We start from the raw sequence: 23,852 nt of genomic DNA on the forward strand, positions 1-23,852 counted from the left end.
CTCAACATCAACGCCGGCACCACCGGATCGGCCGGCGGCGACAGCTAGGGCCCCCGGGGATTGAGCCCGCCGGTGATTGAGCCTGCCGAAATCATTTGGTCTCGACGGGCTCGACCACCGACGGGTCTCGCTCCCCAGCGGCTCCCCCTGCTCGCAAGCTCGCACCGGGTCCCCCGCCGCTGTGGGCCCAGGCTCGACCACCGANAGGCTCGACCACCGCCACCCCCGACCCGCGAGGCGCTAGATTGGACGCCATGACGGAGACGACGGCGGTGCTGCTGGCCGCGGGTGCCGGCACCCGGCTGGGGCGCGGGCCCAAGGCCCTGCTCCCCTACCGGGGCGGGACGCTCGTGGAGCACCTGGCCGGCGTGCTGCGGGCGGGCGGCTGCGCGGACATCGTCATCGTCGTCGGCGCGGGGGCGCACCGGATCATTGAATTGTGGGAGGGCCGCGGCAGCGCGGTCCTTTCCGCGTGCCGGCTCGTCGTCAATGGCGCCTGGGAATCCGGCATGGGCGGCTCGTTTGCGCTGGGTGTGGGGGCCGCCGCGGCCGGGCACGACGTGCTGGTGGCGCTCGTCGACCAGCCCGGGCTCACGCCGGCGCTGGTTGCGAGGCTGTTGGCGGCGCACCGGCCCGGCCGGGTCACGGCCGCCGGCTACCTCGCGGCCACCCGGGCCCAGGGCAATCAAATCAGGCGCGGCCACCCGGTGCTGTTCGACGCGGCACTGGCCCGCCGGGCCGCCGCATCAGCCGACGCCGACGCCGGGGCCCGCGCGTTCCTGCGCGGCCACCCGGATCTCATCGATCTCATCGACTGCACGGACCTGTCCGACGGCGCCGACGTCGACACCCCGGCGGACCTACACCTGCTCCCTGACTGACGAGCCGACTGGCGAACCGGCTGACGAACCGGCCAACGTGCCGGCGGAGGCGTCCACCAGGCCCAGGTAGATCACGTCCCGGGCCAGTGGCAGTTCGGTGAACCTGACCCCGGTGGCGTTGCGGATGGCGTTCGCCAGCGCCGGCGCCACCGGGTTGAACGGGCTCTCGCTCATCGACTTGGCCCCCAGCGGGCCCAGCGCGTCGCTGGTGCGGGCGAAGTACACCTCGCTGCGCGGCACGTCGGCGAACGTGGGGATGTGGTACTGGCGCAGGATGTCCGTCTCCACCCGGCCTTCCGCGCCGATCCGCACGTTCTCGTAGAGGGCCGCGCCGAGCGCCTGGGCGATGCCGCCCTCGATCTGGCCGCGGCATTGGCGTGGATTGACGACGACGCCGGCGTCCGCGGCCTGCACGCTCTGCAGGATGCGCAACTCCCCCGTGCCGGTGTTGACGGCCACGGCGAACCCGTGGACGTTGAACGCGACCGACCGCGGGGTGCCGCCCCAGCGCCCCTCGGCGCGCAACACCAGCCCGCGGGCGGCGGCCTCCCGGTGCAGCTGCGCCAGCGGCAGCGCCCGGCCGGCACACGCCACGGCGTCAATGCCAAGAACGCAGTCCGCCGCCGGCACACCCGTGATGTCCGCCGCCGCGGCCACGAGCCGGCCCGCAAGATCCTGGGCGGCGGCCAGCGTGGCCTTGCCGGCCACGACCGTGCCGGTCGAGCCGAACGCGCCCGTGTCGTGGTCGGTCAGGTCCGTGTCGGATTGGGCGATCGCGACACGGTCGGCCCGGCTGTGCAGCGCCGTCGCGGCCAACTGGGCGTGCACCGTCGTCGTGCCGTTGCCGAATTCGGCCGTGCCCACGGCCGCCCGGTACGTGCCATCGGGCAGCAGTTCGATGACGGTGTGGGCGAAGTGGCCGCGTGGCGGGACGGTGTCGATCATGGACAGCGCCGTGCCGGTGCCCACGGCCCATTCGGGCCCCAGGTCCGCCATCCCCGCCTCGCGGTAGCGGGCGGACCCGCGGGCCAGCGCGTCGGCGACCAGGTCGACGCACTGGTCCAATCCATAGCTGCCATAGAGCACGTCCTCCTCCGGTTCGGGGGCGGAGGAGAGCATGGGGTCGCCGTCGCGGATCATGTTCCGGCGCCGGAACTCCATGGGGTCCATCCCCAGCCGGGCGGCCAGCTCGTCCACGGCGGACTCGACGGCGAAGATCATCTGGCTGAGCCCGTAGCCGCGGAACGCGCCGGCGGGCACCGTGTTCGTGTACGCGGCCCGGGCATCGATCCGCTTGTTGGCGCACTTGTAGACGGACAGTGACTCCCCGCAGCCGTGGAACATGACGCCCGGGGCGTGGTTGCCGTACGCGCCGGTGTCGGTGACCACGTCCACGGCGAGGGCCGTGAGCGTCCCGTCGCGCCGGGCCCCGGCCGACAACCGGATGGTGAACGGGTGCCGCGTGGTGGAGGCCGTGAATTGTTCGGTGCGCGTGTATTCGAGCTGCACCGGGCGCCGCAGCGCGAGCGCGGCCAGCGCCGTGATGTCCTCGGTGAGCATCTCCTGCTTGCCGCCGAAGCCGCCGCCCACCCGCCCGGCCACCACACGCACCTGGTCCGTCGGCAGCCCGAAAACGCGGCACAGGGCGCGCCGGGTCAGGTACGGCGTCTGCGTCGACGAGCGCACGTGCAGCCGCCCGGCGTCGTCGATGTGCGCGATCGAGGCGTGCGTCTCCAGCGCCACATGCTGCACACGCTGGGTGCGGTAGGTCGCCTCGTGGACGACGTCGGCGGCGGCCAGTCCCGCGGCCACGTCGCCGAGCTCCGAGTGGAGTTCGGCCACCAGGTTGCGTGCGGGGTCGGCGATGCGGTGCGTCGCGGCGTCCTTGTCGGCGTGGATGGCCGGGGCGCCGGGCGCCAGTGCCGCCGCGGCGTCGAGCACGAACGGGAGGTGTTCGTACCGGACGACGACGGCGCGCACGCCGGCCTCGGCGGCCGCCACGGTGTCGGCCACGACGGCGGCCACGCGCTGGCCGACGTGCCGGACCACCGAATCGAGCACGCGCGTGTCGTCCGGGTCATCCGTGTACAGCTCGTGCTGGGCGGTGGAAAACAGCTGCGCCGGGGCGTCCTCGTGCGTGAACACGGCCCGGACCCCGGGCACGCGCAGTGCCGCGGACGCGTCGATCGATTCGATGCGCGCGTGCGGGTGCGGTGACCGGACGAGCTTCATGTGCAGCAGCCCCGGGTAGTCGGCCGGGTCCACGTCGAGGGTGTACCGGGCCGTGCCGGTGACCACGGCCCGGCCGGCGGGGGCCGGGGCACTGTCCCCCACCTGTCCGTCGCCCGCCCGGGCGCCGTCGTCGTCCATCCCAACGGTCCCGGTGCCGCACACGGCGTCGGCGATGGCGCGGTACCCGGTGCAGCGGCACAGGTTGCCCTTCAGGTTCCGCGGCAGGTTTTCCTTTTGGGCGTCGTCGAAGGTGGACGCGGTCATGAGCATGCCGGCGGTGCAGAAGCCGCACTGGAAACCCTGCGCGTCCAGGAACTGCTCCTGCATGGGGTGCAGCGTATCGCCGTCGGCCAGTCCCTCGACGGTGGTGACGGAGCGGCCTTCGGCCCGGACTGCCGGGTAGATGCAGCTGTGCACTGGTTGGCCGTCGACATGGACGGTGCAGGCGCCGCAGTCGCCGCCGTCGCAGCCCTTCTTCACACCCAGCATGCCCTCTTCGCGCAGGAACGTGCGCAGGCACTGTCCCGGGCGCGGCTCGTTGGCGTGCCGGGTTCCGTTAATCTCCATGGCCATGGCGGCCCTCCTTCCCGGCGGATTCCCCGCCACCGAGGAGCTCGCGGCGGATCTCCTCGGCCAGTTTGTAGGTCATGTCGCGGCGCCACCGGGGCAGGCCGTGGATGTCGTCGTGGTACAGGGACACGGGGATGGCCGCATCCAGGGCCCGAACCAGGGCATCCGCGTCCAGGGCATCCGCGTCGGGGCGGGTGCCGAACCGCAGCTGCACGGGCCGTTGCGTGGCCGCCGTGACGGTCAAGACGAACGTGCCGTCGCCGTCGTGCCGGCCGATCAACAGGACGCCGGAGCGGCCCAGGTTGCTCAGCGACAGCCGCCGGTAGGCGACGCGCGCGGCCAGGGCGTGGGCGGGCAGGCGGATGCTGCGCAGCAGTTCGCCGGGGGCCAGCGAGGTCAGGCCGTCCCCGACGACGAGCTCGGCCACCGGCATGGTGCGCGTGCCGCCGCCCGGCGAGAGGATCGTGGCCACCCCGTCCAGTCCGGCGCACAGGCTCGTCATGGGCCCGGCCGGCAGTCCCGTGGCGATGTTGCCGCCCACGGTGGACATGTTCCAGATCTTGAACGACGCCACGAATGCGTCGCAACACTGCCGCACCAGCGCCAGGGCCGGCCAGACGGGGGGCGCCGCGTCCGTTTCCGGGAGGCGCTGCGGCAACGTGTCCGGCAGTTCGTACAATGCCGCGATGGTGCAGGTGGCGGCCAGCTCGATGCCGTCGGCGTCGACCGTGATGGGCGTCCAGCCGGCCGCACCGAGGTCCAGCAGACGGCGCAGCGTGCTGCTGCCGTAGGAGAACAGCACGGTCCCGCCGGCCAGCCACGCGTCGCCCGGGCGCCAGGCGGCGGGGTCCGCTGTGGGGAGCAGTTCCTCAATTGTGTTCATGTCCATGGCGGGCTCCTGGTTGTGGTGGCTCGGGTGTCGGGGGCACGTCAGGCGTGCACGGGCTCGGGGATGGCAGCCGCGGGCGGTGTTGCGTGGATGGCGCCGCTGCCGTTGCTCAGCTGGGCCTGGGCGGACCGGCCGTTGCGGTGGGCAATGACGCCTGCGGCAATGGAGACGGCCACCTCGGCCGCGGTGCCTGCGCCCAGGTCCAGGCCGATGGGCGAGTGGAGCGTGGCAAGCCGTTCCGGCGCCACCCCCTGCTCCAACAGGGCGTCCACCCTCTTGGCGTGGCTGAGCCGGGAGCCCAGCGCGCCAATGTAGGCCACGTCCAGGGTCAGGGCGAATTCCAGCAGCGGGATGTCGAACTTGGGGTCGTGGGCCAGCACGCACACCACGGTGCGTCCATCCAGCCGCCCGGCCCGGGCCTCCCCGCGCAGGTAGCGATGCGGCCACGCGGTGACCACCTCGCGGGCGGCGGCAAAGCGGGCCTGGGCGGCAAAAGCGGGGCGGGGGTCACAAAGCGTCACCTCGTAGCCCAGCAGGGAGGCCTGGCGGATCATGGCTTCGCCGAAGTCGTTGGCGCCGAAAATCAGGAACCGGGGGGCGGGCAGGCGGCTTTCCACCAGCAGGGTCGCAGCGGGAAGCTCGCACCACTCGCCGGTGGCGCCCAGTTCCAGCAGTGAGGTGCCGCCGCCGGCGGCCAGCGCCTGAAGCCGCAGCGAGACGGCATGCACGGAGGCAGCGGACGGCGGGTTTCCGGCGTCGTCAGCCAGCATGCCTGCCAGCGCCGCAAAGCCTGCGTCCGAGGCCAGGGCGGAAGCGCCCGTAGCGAAGAAAATGGAGGGGCCGCGGGTGTGGCCGGTCCCGAGCCGTCTCACAACGGCGTTGGGGGTCCCGCAGCCAGGCAATGACACGCCGTCGAGCTCGCCGGGGAGCAGTGGCTGGACGTGCACCTCGATGGTGCCCCCGCAGGTCAGTCCCACGGCGAAGGCGTCCCGGTCGGTGTAGCAAAAGCAGTTCCGCTGCGGGAATCCCGTGTCCAGGGCCTCCCGCGCAGACTCCACCACGGCGCCCTCCACGCAGCCGCCGGACAGGCTGCCCAGCACCTCGCCGCCCTCGGAGACCAACATGGTGGTGCCCACGGGTCGCGGGGCCGAGCCGGAGACCTGCACAATGGTGGCGGCGGCGATCCGCCCGCGGCGCTGCAGGGCCGGCCACGAAACCATGGCGGCCAGCAATTCCAACATTTCCCTACCCTTTCCTGGGGTTTCGGTCACGCCCGGCTGGTGGCGGGTCCCGTGGACGCGGGGCCCGCCACCAGCGCGCATTAGCTGATCCCGAGGATCTGCTGGATGGGGCCGATGCCGAAGTACACCACAAAGGCTGCGGCGACGCCCCACATCAGTACGTGCACCTCGCGGGCCCGGCCCTGCACCACCCGGATGATGACGTACGCGATGAACCCGGCACCCAGTCCGTTGGCGATCGAGTACGTGAACGGCATCAGGATGAAGGTAAGGAACGCCGGGATGGCGATCCCGTAGTCGTTCCAATCGACCCTGCGGATCTGCGTGGCCATCATGAACCCGACGATCACCAGCGCCGGAGCCACCGCCTCGAAGGGCACAATTCCGACCAGCGGCGCGAAGAACGCCGCCAGCAGGAACAGCCCCCCGGTAAACACGCTGGCCAGACCAGTCCGGGCACCCTCGGCGATGCCGGCAGCCGACTCGACGAAGATCTCATTGGCCGAGACGGAGCCGAAACCACCCGCCATGGAGGCCGCGGCGTCGACCAGCAGCACCCGGTTGGCGTTCTTCATGTTGCCGTCTTTATCCAACAGGTTGGCCTCGCTGGCCAGACCGGTCATGGTGCCCATGGCGTCGAAGAACACGCTGAGCAAGATGGTGAAGGTCAACAGCAGGGCGGACATGATGCCCAGGTGCGCGAAGGCGCCGAAGATATTGACCTTCCCGATCAGCGACAGATCCGGGACCGAGAACACCTGGGAGGGGACGACGGGCACCATCAGGGACCAGCCGGAAGGATCCTTCGCGCTGGACGCAGTGTTGGTCAACAACTGCAGACCCATGGCGAAGAGGGTGGAGGTGATGATCCCGATCAGGATGCCACCCTTGACCTTGCGCACCACCAAGATGATGGTCAGCACCAGCCCGAACACAAACACCAGGGTGGGCCAGCCCAGCAGCTTCCCGTCCTGACCCAGCTGGAGGGGCACTGAGGTGTGCGCGGCGTCCGGGATGCGGCGGACGAACCCGGCGTTCACCAACCCGATGATGGCGATGAACAGGCCGATCCCGACCACGATTGCGGTCTTCAGCCCGGCCGGGACGGCCCGCATGACGGCCTCCCGGAGCCCGGAGAGCACCAGGATGAACATGACGATGCCGGCGATAAGCACCAGCCCCATCACCTCCGGCCAGGTCAGTCCCTTGGTGGTGGCGATGGTCGCGGAGACGAATGCGGACACGCCGAGGCCGGCGGACAGCGCGAACGGGTACTTCGCCCACGCGCCCATCACGATTGTGGTCACGCCGGCGATGACGGCGGTGACGGCAGCGACCTGCGGAATGCCCAATGTGTGCCCGGAACCGTCCGGGCTGGACAGGATCAGCGGGTTGAGCACCACGATGTAGCACATGGCGAAGAAAGTGGCCAAGCCGCCGCGGAATTCACGGAATACACTTGAGCCGCGTGCGGTAATCTCAAAGTAGCTGTCGATTGAGTGCGCGAAGCCGCGCTTGGGCGCTGGGTGGACGGAACCTGTGGAGGTCGCCACCTCGTTGCCGGTCTCTTCTTTTCCGGTCTTGTTCAGAAGTGCCATTTGAAGTTTCCCACCCCACCCTAGTAGTCAATCCGGGAGTCGAGGGCGTTCCACGTGTCGAACGGCTCGGTCACCTCGGGCACGGTGGCATCCGGGGCGGCGAGCGCGACGCGGCGCACCGGCATGCTCCGCTGCTCGACGGGCGTGTCGAAGTAGTCGTAGAACACGGCGTCGTCGAAGCCGGCCCGGGCCGCGTCGTGGCGGTCCGCGGCGAAGTAGACGCGCTCCACCCGGGCCCACAGGGCGGAGGACAGGCACATGGGGCAGGGCTCGCAGCTGGTGTAGAGGGTGGCCCCGGACAGGTCGAACGTGCCCAGTTCGCGGCAGGCCGTGCGGATGGCCGTGACCTCGGCGTGGGCCGTGGGGTCGTTGCTGGCGGTGACCCGGTTGACGCCGTCGAACGCGCGGCCGTCGGCGGTGACGATCACGGCGCCGAAGGGGCCTCCGTTGACGAGGACGTTTGCGGTGGCCAATTCAATGGCCCGGACCAGGTATTGCTGGTCGCTGTTACTGGTGTTGTTGCTGGTGATCATGGTGGCTTCCTTGACACTGGGAGCAACCGGCAACATACGCGTTTTCTTCGATGCCAAAGAGTGTCTCACGCTACCGGTTTATACTTGGTTTGGGATCAAGTTACGCCCGGTAGATAGCGACCCGTCGCCGGGTGCCCGCCTTTGGCATGCACCAGACACTAGCACCGAGTGTGACGCAGATCAATAGGTTTTTGAAATTTCGATTCCGGATAACGAAAACGTTGCCGCGCGTCCCGTGCGTTGACCGCCGCGCCGCCATGGCCTAGATTGATGTCCGGACGGCATGGCCGGACCGCCTGGATCAGCAGACAGGGGAACACTGAGCTGGCACCGTGGGGTGCCGGCTTTTCTTTTCGGCACCTCGGCACCCATACCGACCCGGAAGGATCCCGATGCCCACCTCAGCAGCGAACTCCACTGCGCCGACCGCCACAACCCCGTCTCCCTCAGGCCGCCGCCTCTGGATCAAGAATCCGTTGGCCGCCTTCACCGCCAATTCCCTGGACGCGTCCGGCGGCCTGGTGATCGCCGACGGCCGGATCGAGGAGGTCCTCGGCGCGGGCGAACAGCCGTCCGCACCGTGCGAGGACACGTTCGAGGCCGGGGAGCACGTGCTGCTGCCGGGGCTCATCAACACCCACCACCACTTCTACCAGACCCTGACCCGGGCGTGGGCCCCGGTGGCCAACGCCGAACTGTTCCCGTGGTTGACGAACCTGTACCCGGTGTGGGCCCGGCTGCGGCCCCGGGATCTCGAACTGGCCACCACCGCCGCGCTGGCCGAGCTGCTGCTCTCGGGCTGCACGACGGCGGCGGACCACCACTACCTGTTCCCCCGGGGACTCGAGGACGCCATCGACATCCAGGTCGGGGTGGTGCGAGAGCTGGGGATGCGCGCAACCCTGACCCGCGGCTCGATGTCGCTGGGCCAGGACGACGGCGGCCTGCCACCCCAGTCGACCGTCCAGTCGGCCGAGGCGATCCTTGAGGACAGCAAGCGGCTGATCGGGCGCTACCATGAGCGCGGCGCCGGCGCCATGGTCCAGATCGCGCTGGCCCCCTGCTCGCCGTTCTCGGTCACGCGCGAGGCTATGGCGGCCAGCGCCGAGCTGGCGCAGCGCCATGACGTGCGCCTGCACACCCACCTGGCCGAGACGCTCGACGAGGAGGATTTCTGCCTCGAGCGGTTCGGTCTGCGCACCGTGGACTACCTGGAGAGCGTGGGCTGGCTGACCGACCGGACCTGGTTGGGACACGGTATCCACTTCGACGATGCGGAAATCGCCCGGTTGGGGGCGGCGGGTACGGCGGTGGCGCACTGCCCGACGTCGAACATGCGCCTCGCCTCCGGCACGGCAAGGGTCCTCGAACTGGAGGCGGCGGGCGTGCCGGTGGGGCTCGGCGTCGACGGGTCGGCCTCCAATGACGCCTCCAACATGATCCTGGAGGCACGCCAGGCACTGTACCTGCAGCGGCTGCGCTACGGCGCCGCGGCCGTGACCTGCGAACGGGCCCTCGGGTGGGCGACCAAGGGCTCGGCCAGGGTGCTGGGCCGGGACGACCTGGGCGAGCTGGCGCCGGGCAAACAGGCGGACCTGGCCCTGTTCCGGCTGGACGAGCTGCGCTTCTCCGGCAGCCACGACCCCATCGCGGCTTTGCTGCTGTGCGGCGCCGACCGGGCCGACCGGGTCATGGTCGCCGGGCGGTGGCGCGTCGCGGACGGGGCCATCGTGGACCTGGACCTGGACGCCCTTATCGCCGAGCACCGGGCGGCGGCATACCGGCTGGTCAACGGCTGAGCCGGACCGGGATTTCCGGGCCGGCAGGTGGGTGGGCCCACGCTTGCCAGGTTCCCGGCAAGTGGGGATCAGGAGACTCGGTCGCCGACGTTCAGGTCGTCGGAAATCGCCCGGGCCGCCTCGCGGAGCATGGGGACGGCGCGCTCGGCAAAGCCCTGGTCCACGCGCGTCACCGGGCCGGAGACGGAGATGGCCGTGGGCGTCGGCGCGCCGGGCACGGCCATGGCGAAGCAGCGCACGCCGATCTCCTGTTCCTCCTCGTCGATGGAGTAGCCGCGCTCGCGGATCAATTCCAGGTCGGCGAGCAGCGCATCGACGGTGCCGAGGCTCTTGGCCGTCGGGGTGGGCATGCCCTGGCGGGCGACGATGCCGCGCACGGTGTCGTCGTCGAGCAGGGCCAGCAGCGCCTTGCCGACGCCGGTGTCGTGGGTGTGCGCCCGGCGGCCCACCTCGGTGAACATGCGCATGGAGTGCGGGGAGGGCACCTGGGCGATGTAGATGACCATGTCCGACTCGAGCACGGCCATGTTGGCGGTCTCGCCCAGCCGGTCGACGAGGGACTTCAGTTGCGGGCCGGCGAGCGCGCCGAGCTGCTTCGTCGCACCCTCGCCGAGGCGGATGAGCCGGGGGCCCAGCGCGTAACGGCGATTGGGCAGCTGGCGGATGTAGCCGAGCGTCACCAGGGTGCGCAGCAGGCGGTGGATCGTCGGCAGCGGCAGGTCGGTGGATCCGGCCAGCTCGCTGAGCGTGACGTCGCCGCCGGCGTCGGTGATGAGTTCGAGCAGTTCGAACACCCGTTCAACGGACTGCACGCCCCCGCTGGCCTTTGCTGCCATGTTGCCTCACTCCTTGCCCTGGCACCCAATTGTCCACGATGCGGAAGGGGCCTTTCACTCATAAAGATACAACACCGCACAAGGGGGCGGCGTCCGCCGTGGAAGGGTCTTGAACTTCCACTACATAGATATTATTATCCATAATACGAAAACATGTGTCGACTGCCCAGCATGGGCCACAACCAAGAGGACCTTCAATGGCGAACCCCAGTCCCGGAAACTCCATCACCCTGCGCGTCAGCGCCCCGTCGAACTTCACCGTCACCAGCGAGCTGGCCGCCGCGGCCGCCGCGGCGGGTGCCGCCGTCACCGCCCTTGACGTCACGGAGTCCGCCCACGAGCGCATCGTCGTGGACATCACGGCCAACACCACCGACGACGCCCACGCCGGTCGCGTCAAGGACGCCCTGGAGGCACTCGAGGACGTGCACGTGCTGCACGTCTCCGACCGCACGTTCCTCATGCACCTCGGCGGCAAGCTCGAGGTCGTCCCGAAGGTGGCGCTGCGCAACCGCGACGACCTGTCCCGCGCCTACACCCCCGGCGTCGCCCGCATCTGCCTGGCCATCGCCGAGGACCCGAGCGCCGCCCGCAACCTCACGGTCAAGCGGAACACCATCGCCGTCGTCACCGACGGCACGGCCGTCCTGGGCCTGGGCGACATCGGCCCGGCCGCCGCCCTGCCGGTCATGGAGGGCAAGGCCGCGCTGTTCAAGCAGTTCGCGAACGTCGACGCGTGGCCGGTCTGCCTGGACACGAAGGACACCGAGGAGATCATCAGCATCGTCAAGGCGATCGCCCCGGTCTACGGCGGCGTGAACCTCGAGGACATCGCCGCCCCGCGCTGCTTCGAGATCGAAAAGCGGCTGCGCGAGGAACTGGACATCCCGGTCTTCCACGACGACCAGCACGGCACGGCCATCGTGACGCTCGCCGCCCTGGTCAACGCGCTGCGCGTGGTGGACAAGAAGATCGGCGACGTCAAGATCGTCGTCGCCGGCGTCGGCGCCGCCGGCAACGCCATCATCCAGCTCCTCATCGCCCAGGGCGCCACGAACATCGTCGCGTGCGGCCGCAACGGCGCGATCAACCGCACCGAGACGTACACGGATTCGCACCGGGTGTGGCTGGCCGAGAACACCAACCCGGACAACTTCACCGGCACGCTGCACGAGGCCGTTGTCGGCGCGGACGTGTTCATCGGCGTGAGCGGCCCGAACGTCCTCGGCGAGGAGCAGGTCGCCGCCATGGCGGCGAACTCGATCGTGTTCGCCATGGCCAACCCGACCCCCGAGGTCGACCCGGTCATCGCGTCCAAGTACGCCGCCGTCGTCGCCACCGGGCGCAGCGACTTCCCGAACCAGATCAACAATGTGCTGGCCTTCCCCGGCTTCTTCCGCGGCCTGCTCGACGCCGGTGTGTCCGACATCACCCAGGATATGCTGGTGGCGGCAGCCGAGGCCATCGCCGCCCGCGTCGACGAGACCGAACTGAACGCCAGCTTCATCATCCCGAGTGTTTTTGACCCGCACGTGGCCGCAGACGTTGCCGCCGCCGTGGCAGCCGCCGCCGAAAGGACCAATTCATGAGCAAGTCCACCATCACCGTCACCGATCCCACCCCGATCCCCCGGGCCGGTGAGATCCTCACGGACGAGGCGCTCGCGTTCGTCGCCGAGTTGAACCGCCGCTTCAACCAGACCCGCAAGCAGCGCCTGGCCGAGCGCGCCATCAAGCGTGCCGCCGTCGCCGCCAACGGCAAGATGGACTTCCTGCCGGAGACCGTGGACGTCCGCGCCGGTGATTGGCAGGTCGCGCCCGCCCCGGCCGCCCTGCGGGACCGCCGCGTCGAGATGACGGGCCCGGCCTCCCCCGCCAAGATGGCGATCAACGCGCTGAACTCGGGCGCCAAGGTGTGGCTGGCCGACCTCGAGGACGCCTCGACGCCCACCTGGGCGAACGTCGTCGACGCCGTCCTGAACCTGCGTGACGCCGCGCTCGGCACGCTCTCCTACACCTCCCCCGAGGGCAAGGAGTACCGGCTGCGCACCGACGCGCCGCTCGCCGTCGTCGTCGCCCGCCCGCGCGGCTGGCACATGATCGATCGTCACGTCCTGGTCGACGGCGAACCCGCCTCGGGCGCGCTGGTGGACTTCGGCCTGCACTTCTTCCACACGGCGAAGCTGCTGCTCGCCAACGGCCAGGGCCCGTACTACTACCTGCCGAAGATGGAAAGCCACCTCGAGGCGCGCCTGTGGAACGAGATCTTCGTGTTCGCGCAGGACTACCTGGGCATCCCGCAGGGCACCATCCGGGCCACCGTGCTGATCGAGACGATCCCGGCCGCGTTCGAGATGGACGAGATCCTGTTCGAGCTGCGCGAGCACGCCTCGGGCCTGAACGCCGGGCGCTGGGACTACCTGTTCAGCATCATCAAGTACTTCCGCGACGCCGGCTCCGCGTTCGTCCTGCCGGACCGCGCCCAGGTCGCCATGACGGCCCCGTTCATGCGCGCCTACACGGAGTTGCTGGTCAAGACCTGCCACCACCGCGGCGCGTTCGCCATGGGCGGCATGGCCGCCGTCATCCCGAACCGCCGCGAGCCGGAGGTCACGGCCGCCGCGTTCGAGAAGGTGCGCGCCGACAAGACGCGCGAGGCGAACGACGGCTTCGACGGGTCCTGGGTGGCGCACCCGGATCTGGTCCCCGTCTGCCAGGAGGTGTTCGACGCCGTCCTAGGCGAGCGCCCGAACCAGCTGGACAAGCAGCGCCCCGAGGTCAGTGTCACGGCCGCCCAGCTGCTGGACGTCGCCTCGGCCGACGGTGACGTCACCGAGGCGGGCCTGCGCCTGAACCTGTACGTGGCCGTCGCCTACACGGCCGTGTGGCTCTCGGGCAACGGCGCCGTCGCCATCCACAACCTGATGGAGGACGCCGCCACGGCGGAGATCTCCCGCTCCCAGGTGTGGCAGCAGATCCGCAACCAGGTCACGCTCGCCGACACCGGCAACACGGTCACCCGCGAGCTCGTGGCGACGATCCTGGCCGAGGAAACCGAGAAGCTGCGCGGCGAAGTCGGCGACGAGGCGTTCGTCCTGCACTACAAGCCGGCCAGCGACCTCATCGCGGACATCTGCCTGTCCGAGGACTACACGGACTTCCTCACCATCCCGGCCTACGAACTGGTGGGCTAGGAATGGCAGTCACCACCGCATTGTCCGCGGGGCAGCTGGCCCACATCGAGACGGCGCTGGCCGCCACCGATGAGCTGCTCGCCACCGCCTACCCGGGCGACGACGGGCGCCGCCAGCCGGTGCACACCGTCTACGTCCCCGCCGACCAGTTCAGCACCGCGCTGGCCGCCGACTGGGGCCGGGCGGCCCTGGACGCGGCCGGCGGCCGGGACGGGCTCGCGGCGCTGGCCGGCGAGCTCGGCTTGGGCGACCCCACCCGGGCCGGCCAGCTGGCCGGCCTCGTGGCCGCGAAGCTGTCCGCCGAACCCATCGAGGACCTGCGCCTGGACTTCGAGGACGGCTACGGCGCCCGCCCCGACGCCGAGGAGGACGCCGCGGCGCTCGCCGCCGGCCGGGAGGTGAACGCGGCCGTCGCCGCGGGCACCGCCCCGCCGTTCATCGGCATCCGCTTCAAGTGCTTCGAGGCGCCCACCCGGGCCCGTGGACTGCGCACCCTGGACCTGTTCATCGGCTCGCTGGTCGCCTCCGGCGGGCTGCCCGACGGGCTGGTCCTGACGCTGCCCAAGGTCACCACGGTGGCCCAGGTCGAGGCCATGGTCTACGCCTGCGAGCAGCTCGAGGCCGCGCACTCGCTGCCTGCCGGCCGGCTGCGCTTCGAGGTGCAGGTCGAGACGCCGCAGCTGATCCTCGCCCACGACGGCACGGTCCCTGCCGCGCAGCTGCTCCACGCCGGCGCCGGCCGGGTCTCCTCGCTGCACTACGGCACCTACGACTACTCGGCGTCGTTGTCGATCGCCGCCGCCTACCAGTCGATGGACCATCCGGCGGCCGACTACGCGAAGAACGTGCTCCAGGTCGCCGTCGCCGGCACCGGCGTGCACCTCTCCGACGGGTCGACGAACATCCTGCCGGTGGGCGATCCCGAGCAGGTGTCCCGGGCCTGGGCGCTGCACGCCCGCCTGGTCCGCCGCCACCTGGAACGCGGCATCTACCAGGGCTGGGACCTGCACCCGGCCCAGCTGCCCACGCGCTTCCTGGCCACGTACGCGTTCTACCGGGACGGCTTCGAGGCCGCCGCGGCCCGGCTGCGCAACTACGTGCACCGATACGAATCGGCCATCATGGACGAACCGGCCACGGCCCGCGCCCTGGCCCGGTTCATCCACCGCGGCCTGGCCTGCGGCGCCCTGACCGACGCCGAGGTGCTGGCCGCCACCGAGATCAGCATCGACCAGGTGACCGCGATCGCCCTGGCCCGCCCCGTGCCCAACCACCCCGTGACGGAGGATTCCCATGTCTAAGACCACCACCCGCCCCGACGCCACGTACTACAAGGCGCTCGGCGGACACCCGCCGCAGACCGACCTGCTCACCGACCGCGCCATCGTCACCGAGGCGTACACGGTCATCCCGCGCGGCGTGGTCCGCGACATCGTCACCTCGGTGTTCCCGGAATGGACGGGCACGCGCGCCTGGGTGCTCAACCGCCCGGTCGCCGGAGGGGCGACGACGTTCGCCCAGTCGATCGTGGAGGTCGCCCCCGGCGGCGGGTCCGAGAACCCCGAGCCGCAGGCCGAGGTGGAGGGCTTCCTGTTCGTCGTCGACGGCGCGCTGTCGCTCACCATCGCCGGGGCCGCGCACGTGCTGGAACCCGGCGGCTTCGCGTTCGTGCCCGCCGGCACGGTGTGGAGCGCCAAGAACGACGGCGTCGAGCCGGCCCGGTTCCACTGGTTCCGGAAGCGCTACGAGCCGGTCGCCGGGCACACGGCCGAGCCGGTCGTCGGCAATGAGCGCGACATCGCGCCGAACCCGATGCCGGGCACGGACAACAAGTGGCGCACCACGCGCATGCTCGACCCGGAGAACCTGGCCTACGACATGCACGTGAACATCGTGACGTTCGAACCGGGCGCCTCGATCCCGTTCGCGGAGACGCACGTCATGGAACACGGCCTGTACGTGCTCGAGGGCAAGGCCGTGTACCGGCTCAACGGCGACTGGGTGGAGGTCCAGGAGGGCGACTACATGTCGCTGCGCGCCTTCTGCCCGCAGGCCTGCTACGCCGGCGGGCCGTCGAACTTCCGCTACCTGCTGTACAAGGACGTCAACCGGCAGATCACGCTGTAACACCCCGCTGATCGAGCTTGGGCCCACGGCCGCGAGGGACCCGCTGCGAGCTTGCGAGCAGTGGGAGCGGCTGGGGAGCGAGACCTCGTCGCCCCCGGCACCGCCACGCCGGGGGCGACGCCTCGTTAAGCCGGTGGTCGAGCCCGTGCCCAGTGGTCGAGCCCGTCGAGACCCCCACCCAAGTGGCCGGGACCAGGTCAACTCGGTGGGACTTCACGGGCAACCAGACTCTATAATTTCGTATCGTGAAACTTTCAAATCGCATCGTGAAAAAGTAGTTGACATCACTCGACCCCACGGCCTAGTCTTTTCGTAACGCAATAATCCAGTTTCACAGAGTGGAAACCTCACGGTTTCGCTCCGGTGGAACGGGAACGAAAGGACCCCATCATGACGTACACGGTGAACTGCTCCATCCTGCTGACCGAGCTGCCCCTGCTCGAACGCCCCGCCGCCGCCAAGGCCGCCGGCTTCGACGCCGTCGAATTCTGGTGGCCGTTCGCCACCGCCGTACCGGCCGACAAGGACGTCGCCGACTTCGAGCGGGCCATCACGGACGCCGGCGTCCAGCTCACCGGCCTGAACTTCTTTGCCGGCGACATGCCGGCCGGGGACCGCGGCCTGGTGTCGTGGGGCGGCCGCGAGAGCGAATTCAAGGACAACATCGACGCTGTCACCGGCATCGGCGAGCGGCTCGGCACGAAGGCGTTCAACGCCCTCTACGGCAACCGCCAGGACGGCCAGATCGCGGCCGAACAGGACGAGCTGGCCGTGCGCAACCTCGTCGCCGCGGCCCAGGGCGTGGCCCGCATCGGCGGCACCGTCCTGCTGGAGCCGGTCTCCGGCACGCCGGCCTACCCGTTGAAGACGGCCGCCGACGCGCTGGCCGTCATCGCCAAGACCGCCGCCGCCGGCGTGGACAACGTCTTGCTGCTGGCCGACTTCTACCACCTGGCCGTGAACGGCGACGACGTCGCCGCCGTCATCGAGAACCACGCCAAGGACTTCGGCCACATCCAGATCGCCGACAACCCCGGCCGCGGCGCCCCCGGCACCGGCGAGCTCCCCCTCGGCGAGTGGATCACCCGCAGCCGCGAGCTCGGCTACACCGGCCACATCGGCCTCGAATACAAGGCCGAACGCGAAACCGCGTTCGCCTGGGCCATCCGCCAGCCCGCCAACAGCTAGTCCGGCACTCCACAGACTCCCCCCCACAGACATCAGAGGATTCACAATGAGCAACGTTGCAGTTATCGGCCTCGGCATCATGGGCCTGCCCATGGCGAAGAACCTTGCCTCCGCCGGCCACACCGTCACCGGCTTCAACCGCAGCCAGGGGGCGATCGACAAGCTCGTCGCCGCCGGTGGCAAGGCCGGGGCGAGCATCGCCGACGCGGTCAAGGACGCCGACTTCGTCATCACCATGGTCCCGGACTCCCCGGACGTCGAGGCCGTCGTCTCCGGCCCGGACGGCGTGTTCGCCAACGCGCCCAAGGGCGCCGTCTGGATCGACGCCAGCTCCATCCGCCCCGACGTCGCCAAGCGCCTGTCCGCGGACGCCGTCGCCGCCGGCATCCGCCCCCTTGACGCCCCGGTCTCCGGCGGCGAGCAGGGAGCCATCGACGCCGTCCTGTCCATCATGGTCGGCGGCACCGCCGAGGACTTCGCCGCCGCCGGCGCCGTGCTCGGCGCCGTCGGCAAGACGATCGTGCACGTGGGCCCCTCCGGCTCCGGCCAGACCGTCAAGGCCGCCAACCAGCTCATCGTGGCCGTGAACATCCAGGCCCTGGCCGAGGCCGTCGTGTTCCTCGAGGCGTACGGCGTGGACACCGACGCCGCGCTCAAGGTGCTCGGCGGCGGCCTGGCCGGCTCCAAGGTCCTGGACCAGAAGGGCCAGAAGATGCTCGACCGCAACTTCGACCCCGGCTTCCGCCTGGCCCTGCACAACAAGGACCTCGGCATCGTCACGGCCGCCGCCCGCGAGGCCGGCGTCGTCGTCCCGCTCGGCTCCGCCGTCGCCCAGCTGGTCTCCGCCCTCGTCGCCCGCGGCGACGGCGGCCTGGACCACTCCGGCCTGTTCAAGCTCGCCACCGAGCTGTCCGGCACCAAGTAATACCCACCCCCCAAATTTTTCCAAGGAGTACACCATGACGAAGATGCGCACCGTTGACGCAGCCGTCGCGATCCTGGCCAAGGAGGGCGCCGTGGAGGCGTTCGGCCTGCCCGGCGCCGCCATCAATCCGCTCTACTCGGCCATGAAGGCGCACGGCGGCATCCGCCACACGCTGGCCCGCCACGTCGAGGGCGCCTCGCACATGGCCGACGGCTACAGCCGGGCCGCCGAGGGCAACATCGGCATCTGCATCGGCACGTCCGGCCCGGCCGGCACCGACATGATCACCGGCCTGTACGCCGCGTGGGCCGACTCCGTGCCGATCCTGTGCATCACCGGCCAGGCGCCGTACGCGAAGCTGCACAAGGAGGACTTCCAGGCCGTCGACATCGAGTCCATCGCGAAGCCGGTGACCAAGCTGTCGATGACCATCAAGGAGCCCGGCCAGGTGCCCGGCGCGTTCCAGAAGGCCTTCCAGATCATGCGTTCGGGCCGTCCCGGCCCCGTGCTGCTGGACCTGCCGTTCGACGTGCAGATGGCGGAGATCGACTTCGACATCGACCTGTATGAGCCGCTGCCGGTGGAAAAGCCGCGCGCCTCCCGCAAGCAGGCCGAGCGGGCCCTGGACATCCTGTTCGCGGCCAAGGCCCCGCTGATCGTCGCCGGTGGCGGCATCATCAACGCCAACGCCTCCGAGGCGCTGGTGGAACTGGCCGAGCTGCTGTCGATCCCCGTCATCCCGACCCTGATGGGCTGGGGCACCATCCCGGACAACCACCCCCTGATGGCCGGCATGGTGGGCCTGCAGACGTCGCACCGCTACGGCAACGCCACGTTCCTGGCCTCCGACGCCGTGATCGGCATCGGCAACCGCTGGGCCAACCGCCACACGGGCGGGCTGGACACGTACACGAAGGGCCGCACGTTCATCCACGTGGACATCGAGCCGACCCAGATCGGCCGCGTGTTCTCCCCGGACCTGGGCATCGTCTCCGACGCCGGCGCCGCCCTGGAGGCGCTGCTGGAGGTCGCCAAGGAGCGCAAGGCCGCCGGCACCGCACCGGACTTCTCGGCCTGGGCCGACGAGTGCGCCGCCCGCAAGGGCAGCCTGCAGCGCAAGACGCACTTCGACAACGTGCCGATGAAGCCGCAGCGCGTGTACGAGGAGATGAACTCGGCGTTCGGCGAGGACACCACGTACGTGTCCACGATCGGCCTGTCGCAGATCGCCGGCGCACAGATGCTGCACGTGTTCGGTCCGCGCCGCTGGATCAACGCCGGCCAGGCCGGCCCGCTGGGCTGGACCGGACCGGCCGCCCTGGGCGTCGTGCGCGGCAAGCCCGGGCAGACCGTCGTCGCGCTGTCCGGCGACTACGACTTCCAGTTCATGATCGAGGAGCTGGCCGTCGGCGCGCAGTTCAACCTGCCGTACATCCACGTCGTGGTGAACAACTCGTACCTGGGCCTGATCCGCCAGTCGCAGCGCGGCTTCGAGATGGACTACCACGTCTCGCTGGCGTTCGAGAACCTGAACTCCCCGGAGACGAACGGCTACGGCGTGGACCACCTGAAGGTGGCGGAGGGCCTGGGTTGCAAGGCCATCCGCGTGGAGCGTCCGGAGGACATGCCGGCCGCGTTCGCGAAGGCGAAGGAGCTGATGGACGAGTTCCGCGTGCCGGTGGTCGTCGAGGCCATCCTGGAGCGCGTGACGAACATCGCCATGGGCACCGAGCTGGACAACGTGAACGAGTTCAACGACCTGGCCGAGTCGGCCGCCGACGCCCCGACCGCCATCCTGGCGTTGCAGGGCTAGGGCACCGCCATGCGTGTCATCGTCGCCCCGGACAAGTTCAAGGGGTCGCTGTCCGCACCCGAGGCCGCCCGCCACCTGGCCGCCGGCCTGGACGGTGCGCGACCGGGCACGGAAACGGTGCTCGTGCCGCTGGCCGACGGCGGCGAGGGCACCATCGACGCGGCCGTCGCGGCCGGCTACACGAGGGTCACGGCCACCGTTGCCGGTCCCACGGGTCACCCGGTCGCCGCCGACTTCGCGCTGAAGGGCGACGTGGCGGTGATCGAGATGGCCGCCGCGTCCGGCCTGGCCGTGCTCCACGAGGGCGTCCCGGCCCCGCTGGACGCGTCCAGCCTGGGCACCGGCGAACTGGTCGTGCAGGCGCTTGACCGCGGCGCCCGGGAGATCATCCTGGGCGTCGGCGGCAGCGCCTGCACCGACGGCGGCGCCGGCCTGCTCGTGGCGCTCGGCGCGGCACTGTTCGACGCTGGGGACGCGCCGCTGGCATTGGGGGGCGGCGCGCTGGCCCGGATCGAGCGGATCGACCTGTCCGGCCTCGACCCGCGACTGGCCGGCACCCACTTCACCCTGGCCAGCGACGTCGACAACCCGCTGCTGGGACCGCGGGGCGCGGCCGCCGTGTTCGCCCCGCAGAAGGGCGCCACGGCGGACCACGTGCTGCTGCTCGAGGACGCACTGGAACGTTACTTCCGCGTGCTGGCCAACGAAATGGGCACGGACGCCGTGACAGCCAGCGACGGCCCCGGCGCCGGCGCCGCCGGCGGTGTGGGCTATGCGGCCCTGGCCGTGCTGCGCGCCGAACGCCGTCCGGGCATCGACGTGGTGCTGGAACTGGCCGGGCTGGCCGGCAAACTGGAGGGCACCGACGTCGTCGTCACCGGCGAGGGCAGCCTGGACGAGCAGTCGCTCTCCGGCAAGGCACCCGTGGGCGTGGCCCGCGCCGCCGCCGCCGCCGGCATCCCGGTGGTGGCCGTGTGCGGGCGCACCACCTTGGACGCGACCACCCTGGCCGGGGCCGGTTTCGCCCGCACGTACGCCTTGACCGATCTTGAACCCGACACGACCGTGTGCATGCTCGAGGCCGCCTCGCTGCTCGAGCGCATCGGTGCCACCATTGGTGGGGAACTGGCCGCGCTGGCCGGAGAAAAGGAGACCACCCATGCCTGAAGCATCCGACCGCAACGACGCGGCCGACTTCGACCTGGTGATCCGCGGTGCCCGCGTGCTCACCCCCGCCGGCATCGGCCCGCGCGAGGTGGGCGTGCGCGCCGGCGTGATCGCCGCCGTCGAACCCCTCGGCACCAACCTGGCCGGCCGCGAGCTCATCGAGCTGGCCGATGACGAAACCCTGCTGCCCGGCCTCGTGGACAGCCACGTGCACATCAACGAGCCCGGCCGCACCGATTGGGAGGGCTTCGCCTCCGCCACCCGCGCCGCGGCCGCCGGCGGCGTCACCACCGTCGTCGACATGCCACTGAACAGCATCCCCCCGACGACGACGGTCCCCCACCTCGAGCTCAAGCGCGCCGCCGCCACCGGCCAGGCGTTCGTCGACGTCGGCTTCTGGGGCGGGGCGATTCCCGGCAACACGGCCGACCTGCGCCCGCTGCACGACGAGGGCGTGTTCGGCTTCAAGTGCTTCCTCATCCACTCCGGCGTGGACGAGTTCCCGCACCTGGAGGCGGATGAGATGGAACGCGACATGGCGGAGCTGGAATCCTTCGACTCTCTGCTGATCGTCCACGCCGAGGATTCGCGCACCATCGAGGAGGCCCCGGCGGTCCCCGGCGCCCACTACGCCGACTTCCTGGCCTCACGGCCGCGTGGGGCGGAGAACACGGCCATCGCCCAGGTCATCGAGGCGGCCCGCCGCACGGGCGCCCGCGCCCACATCCTGCACCTGTCCTCCTCCGACGCGCTGCCGATGATCGCCGCGGCCAAGCGCGACGGTGTCCGGCTGACCGTCGAGACGTGCCCGCACTACCTGACCCTGGCGGCCGAGCAGATCCCGGACGGCGCCACCGCGTTCAAGTGCTGCCCGCCGATCCGCGAGGCCGGCAACCGGGAACTCCTGTGGCAGGGCCTGGAGGACGGCACGATCGACTGCATCGTCTCCGACCACTCCCCCAGCACGCTGGACCTGAAAGACCTCGAGAACGGCGACTTCGCCGTGGCCTGGGGCGGCGTCTCGTCGCTGCAGCTGGGCCTGTCGCTGATCTGGACGGACGCCCGCAAGCGCGGCATCGCCCTGGAGCAGGTCGTCGGCTGGATGTCCGCGGCCCCCGCGAACCTGGTCGGGCTGGACGGCAAGGGCAGGCTGGCCGCCGGCGCCGACGCCGACTTCGCCGTGTTCGCCGCCGATGACACGTTCACGGTGGAGGCCGCCAAGCTCAAGCACAAGAACCCGATCACGCCCTACGACGGCCAGCAGCTGACCGGCGTGGTGCGCCGGACGTTCCTGCGCGGTCACGAGATCGACGGCGTCACGCCCACCGGGACGCTGCTGCGCCGCCCGGTGGTCGAGCCTGTCGAGACCCCGGTGGTCGAGCCTGTCGAGACCCCGGTGGTCGAGCCTGTCGAGACCCAGGCCCCGCACGTCGAGGAGTCCCGTGCCTGAGCTGGTCGTGCTGCCCGCACTGGGCGAAAGCGTCACCGAAGGCACGGTGACCCGCTGGCTGAAGTCGGTGGGCGAGACCGTCGCCGTCGACGAGCCGCTCGTGGAGGTGTCCACGGACAAGGTCGACACGGAGGTGCCGTCCCCGTTCGCCGGGATCCTTGAGAGCATCCTGGTCCGCGAGGACCAGGCCGCAGGGGTCGGGCAGGTGCTCGCGCACATCGGTGTGGCCGCCCCGGTGCTCGAGCCCGTCCAGACCCCGGTGGTCGAGCTTGTCGAGACCCCGGTGGTCGAGCACGTCGAGACCCCGGTGGTCGAGCTTGTCGAGACCCCTGATTTCGACAGGCTCAATCACCGCAGGCTCAATCAGCGCGCGCTCAATCACCGCTACGTCACGCCGCTGGTGCGCCGGCTGGCGCACCGGCACGGCGTCGACCTGGCCGTCGTGGCCGGCACCGGCGTGGGCGGCCGGATCCGCGGGGCCGACGTGCAGGCCGCCGTCGAGCGGCAGGCCGAGAACACCACGGCCACCCAGACCACCGTCGTCCCAGCGGTAGCGGTCACAGCGGCCGCTGGGACGGCGGGATCCACTCCCGCCGCGACCGGCAGCACCGTCCGGGGAACCACCGTGAAGGCGCCGCGCATCCGCCAGGTCATCGCCCGGCGCATGCGCGAATCGCTGGCGGCGTCCACGCAGCTGACCCAGGTGCACGAGGTCGACGTGACCGCGCTGGTGCGCTTGCGCGAACGGTCGAAGGCCGGGTTCGCGGCCCGGCACGGGGTGAAGCTGACGTTCCTGCCGTTCATCGCCGCGGCCGTGGCCGGGGCCCTGAAGGCGCACCCGATGCTGAACGCCGAGTTCGACGAGGCCGCCGGCACCATCACGTACCACGGTGCCGAGCACCTGGCGTTCGCCGTCGACACGCCCAAGGGCCTGCTGGTCCCCGTCGTGCGCGACGCCGGCTCGTTGAACGTGGCCGCCCTGGCCGGGCGAATCGCCGATGTGGCGGCGCGCACCCGGGACGGCTCGATCGGTGCCGACGAGCTCTCCGGCGGCACGTTCTCAATCACGAACATCGGCAGTGTCGGCGCCCTGTTCGACACCCCGATCATCAACCAGCCGCAGGTGGGCATCCTGGGCGTCGGGGCGATCGTGAAGCGCCCCGGGGTCGTCACGGGCCCCGACGGCGAGGACGCGCTGGCCATCCGCCACATGATGTACCTGTGCCTGACGTACGACCACCGGTTGGTCGACGGCGCGGACGCCGGCCGGTTCCTGCAGACGGTCACGCGCCGGCTGGAGGCGGCCGCGTTCGACGCCGATCTTTAGTCCGAAGTTACGTGGGGGGTGACGTGTGAAATCCCCGCCGTGGCGGGGATTTCGCGGTTTTCCGGGGTCCTGGTTCTGTCTAC

The 23,852-nt window shown here is 70.6% G+C and carries 17 protein-coding genes and 1 pseudogene; 12 read left to right on the top strand and 6 right to left on the bottom strand.

Annotated features, from left to right (window positions below):
- Positions 1-254: 254 nt before the first annotated feature.
- Positions 255-881 (top strand): nicotine blue oxidoreductase, encoded by a 627-nt coding sequence (nboR, locus tag EJC77_RS18415; RefSeq protein WP_125616155.1) that lies wholly within the window; start codon positions 255-257, stop codon positions 879-881.
- Here nboR and EJC77_RS18420 read toward each other — a convergent pair.
- The 5 genes from EJC77_RS18420 to EJC77_RS18440 all read right to left on the bottom strand — a co-directional run bounded on the left by EJC77_RS18420 (position 861) and on the right by EJC77_RS18440 (position 7,944).
- The gene (locus tag EJC77_RS18420) at positions 861-3,686 is read right to left on the bottom strand and encodes a molybdopterin-dependent oxidoreductase (protein ID WP_125616158.1); all 2,826 of its coding nucleotides are present in this window, start codon (positions 3,684-3,686) and stop codon (positions 861-863) included. The genes nboR and EJC77_RS18420 overlap by 21 nt on opposite strands.
- A complete protein-coding gene (locus EJC77_RS18425; protein ID WP_125616161.1) occupies positions 3,670-4,572 on the bottom strand; it encodes an FAD binding domain-containing protein in 903 nt (300 codons plus the stop codon). Before EJC77_RS18425 ends, EJC77_RS18420 begins: the two co-directional genes overlap by 17 nt.
- A 41-nt stretch (positions 4,573-4,613) precedes the next feature.
- Positions 4,614-5,813 (bottom strand): XdhC family protein, encoded by a 1,200-nt coding sequence (locus EJC77_RS18430; protein ID WP_125616164.1) that lies wholly within the window; start codon positions 5,811-5,813, stop codon positions 4,614-4,616.
- 80 nt (positions 5,814-5,893) lie between these two features.
- Entirely contained in the window at positions 5,894-7,411 is a 1,518-nt protein-coding gene (locus EJC77_RS18435; RefSeq protein WP_125616167.1) for an NCS2 family permease, read from the bottom strand.
- A gap of 20 nt (positions 7,412-7,431) precedes the next feature.
- Entirely contained in the window at positions 7,432-7,944 is a 513-nt protein-coding gene (locus EJC77_RS18440; protein ID WP_125616170.1) for a nucleoside deaminase, read from the bottom strand.
- A gap of 392 nt (positions 7,945-8,336) precedes the next feature.
- Here EJC77_RS18440 and EJC77_RS18445 point away from each other — a divergent pair, with 392 nt between their 5' ends.
- Positions 8,337-9,743: an 8-oxoguanine deaminase gene (locus EJC77_RS18445; RefSeq protein ID WP_125616173.1), complete on the top strand. Its 1,407-nt coding sequence runs from the start codon at positions 8,337-8,339 to the stop codon at positions 9,741-9,743.
- Between the two features lie 68 nt (positions 9,744-9,811).
- On the opposite strand, the gene EJC77_RS18450 is transcribed toward EJC77_RS18445, so the two are convergent.
- The gene (locus EJC77_RS18450) at positions 9,812-10,579 is read right to left on the bottom strand and encodes an IclR family transcriptional regulator (protein WP_125616176.1); all 768 of its coding nucleotides are present in this window, start codon (positions 10,577-10,579) and stop codon (positions 9,812-9,814) included.
- A 197-nt stretch (positions 10,580-10,776) separates the two neighbouring features.
- Between EJC77_RS18450 and EJC77_RS18455 the strand changes: the two genes are divergently transcribed.
- The 10 genes and pseudogenes from EJC77_RS18455 to sucB all read left to right on the top strand — a co-directional run.
- The gene (locus tag EJC77_RS18455) at positions 10,777-12,168 is read left to right on the top strand and encodes an NAD-dependent malic enzyme (protein ID WP_125616179.1); all 1,392 of its coding nucleotides are present in this window, start codon (positions 10,777-10,779) and stop codon (positions 12,166-12,168) included.
- The gene (gene aceB, locus EJC77_RS18460) at positions 12,165-13,772 is read left to right on the top strand and encodes a malate synthase A (RefSeq protein ID WP_125616182.1); all 1,608 of its coding nucleotides are present in this window, start codon (positions 12,165-12,167) and stop codon (positions 13,770-13,772) included. Before EJC77_RS18455 ends, aceB begins: the two co-directional genes overlap by 4 nt.
- 2 nt (positions 13,773-13,774) lie before the next feature.
- Complete coding sequence (locus tag EJC77_RS18465) at positions 13,775-15,073, top strand: DUF6986 family protein (protein ID WP_125616185.1); 1,299 nt, start codon at positions 13,775-13,777, stop codon at positions 15,071-15,073.
- Positions 15,066-15,899: a bifunctional allantoicase/(S)-ureidoglycine aminohydrolase gene (locus EJC77_RS18470; RefSeq protein ID WP_125616188.1), complete on the top strand. Its 834-nt coding sequence runs from the start codon at positions 15,066-15,068 to the stop codon at positions 15,897-15,899. The genes EJC77_RS18465 and EJC77_RS18470 overlap by 8 nt, the downstream gene beginning before the upstream one ends.
- Before the next feature lie 390 nt (positions 15,900-16,289).
- A complete protein-coding gene (locus EJC77_RS18475) occupies positions 16,290-17,087 on the top strand; it encodes a hydroxypyruvate isomerase family protein (RefSeq protein WP_125616191.1) in 798 nt (265 codons plus the stop codon).
- A 46-nt stretch (positions 17,088-17,133) separates the two neighbouring features.
- Positions 17,134-18,012 carry a 2-hydroxy-3-oxopropionate reductase gene (locus tag EJC77_RS18480; RefSeq protein ID WP_125616197.1) on the top strand — a complete coding sequence of 293 codons (879 nt, stop codon included), beginning with the start codon at positions 17,134-17,136 and terminating at the stop codon, positions 18,010-18,012.
- A 34-nt stretch (positions 18,013-18,046) separates the two neighbouring features.
- Complete coding sequence (gcl, locus tag EJC77_RS18485; protein WP_125616200.1) at positions 18,047-19,825, top strand: glyoxylate carboligase; 1,779 nt, start codon at positions 18,047-18,049, stop codon at positions 19,823-19,825.
- Between the two features lie 9 nt (positions 19,826-19,834).
- Entirely contained in the window at positions 19,835-20,992 is a 1,158-nt protein-coding gene (locus EJC77_RS18490; protein WP_125616202.1) for a glycerate kinase, read from the top strand.
- Positions 20,985-22,442 carry an allantoinase AllB gene (gene allB / locus EJC77_RS18495; RefSeq protein WP_125616205.1) on the top strand — a complete coding sequence of 486 codons (1,458 nt, stop codon included), beginning with the start codon at positions 20,985-20,987 and terminating at the stop codon, positions 22,440-22,442. Before EJC77_RS18490 ends, allB begins: the two co-directional genes overlap by 8 nt.
- 4 nt (positions 22,443-22,446) lie before the next feature.
- A pseudogene (sucB, locus tag EJC77_RS18500) lies at positions 22,447-23,769 on the top strand (2-oxoglutarate dehydrogenase, E2 component, dihydrolipoamide succinyltransferase); the annotation flags it as partial.
- Between the last annotated feature and the right edge of the window lie 83 nt (positions 23,770-23,852).

Origin of the sequence: Specibacter cremeus (assembly GCF_003946885.1) — a bacterium.
GTDB classification, from domain to species: Bacteria; Actinomycetota; Actinomycetes; order Actinomycetales; family Micrococcaceae; genus Specibacter; species Specibacter cremeus.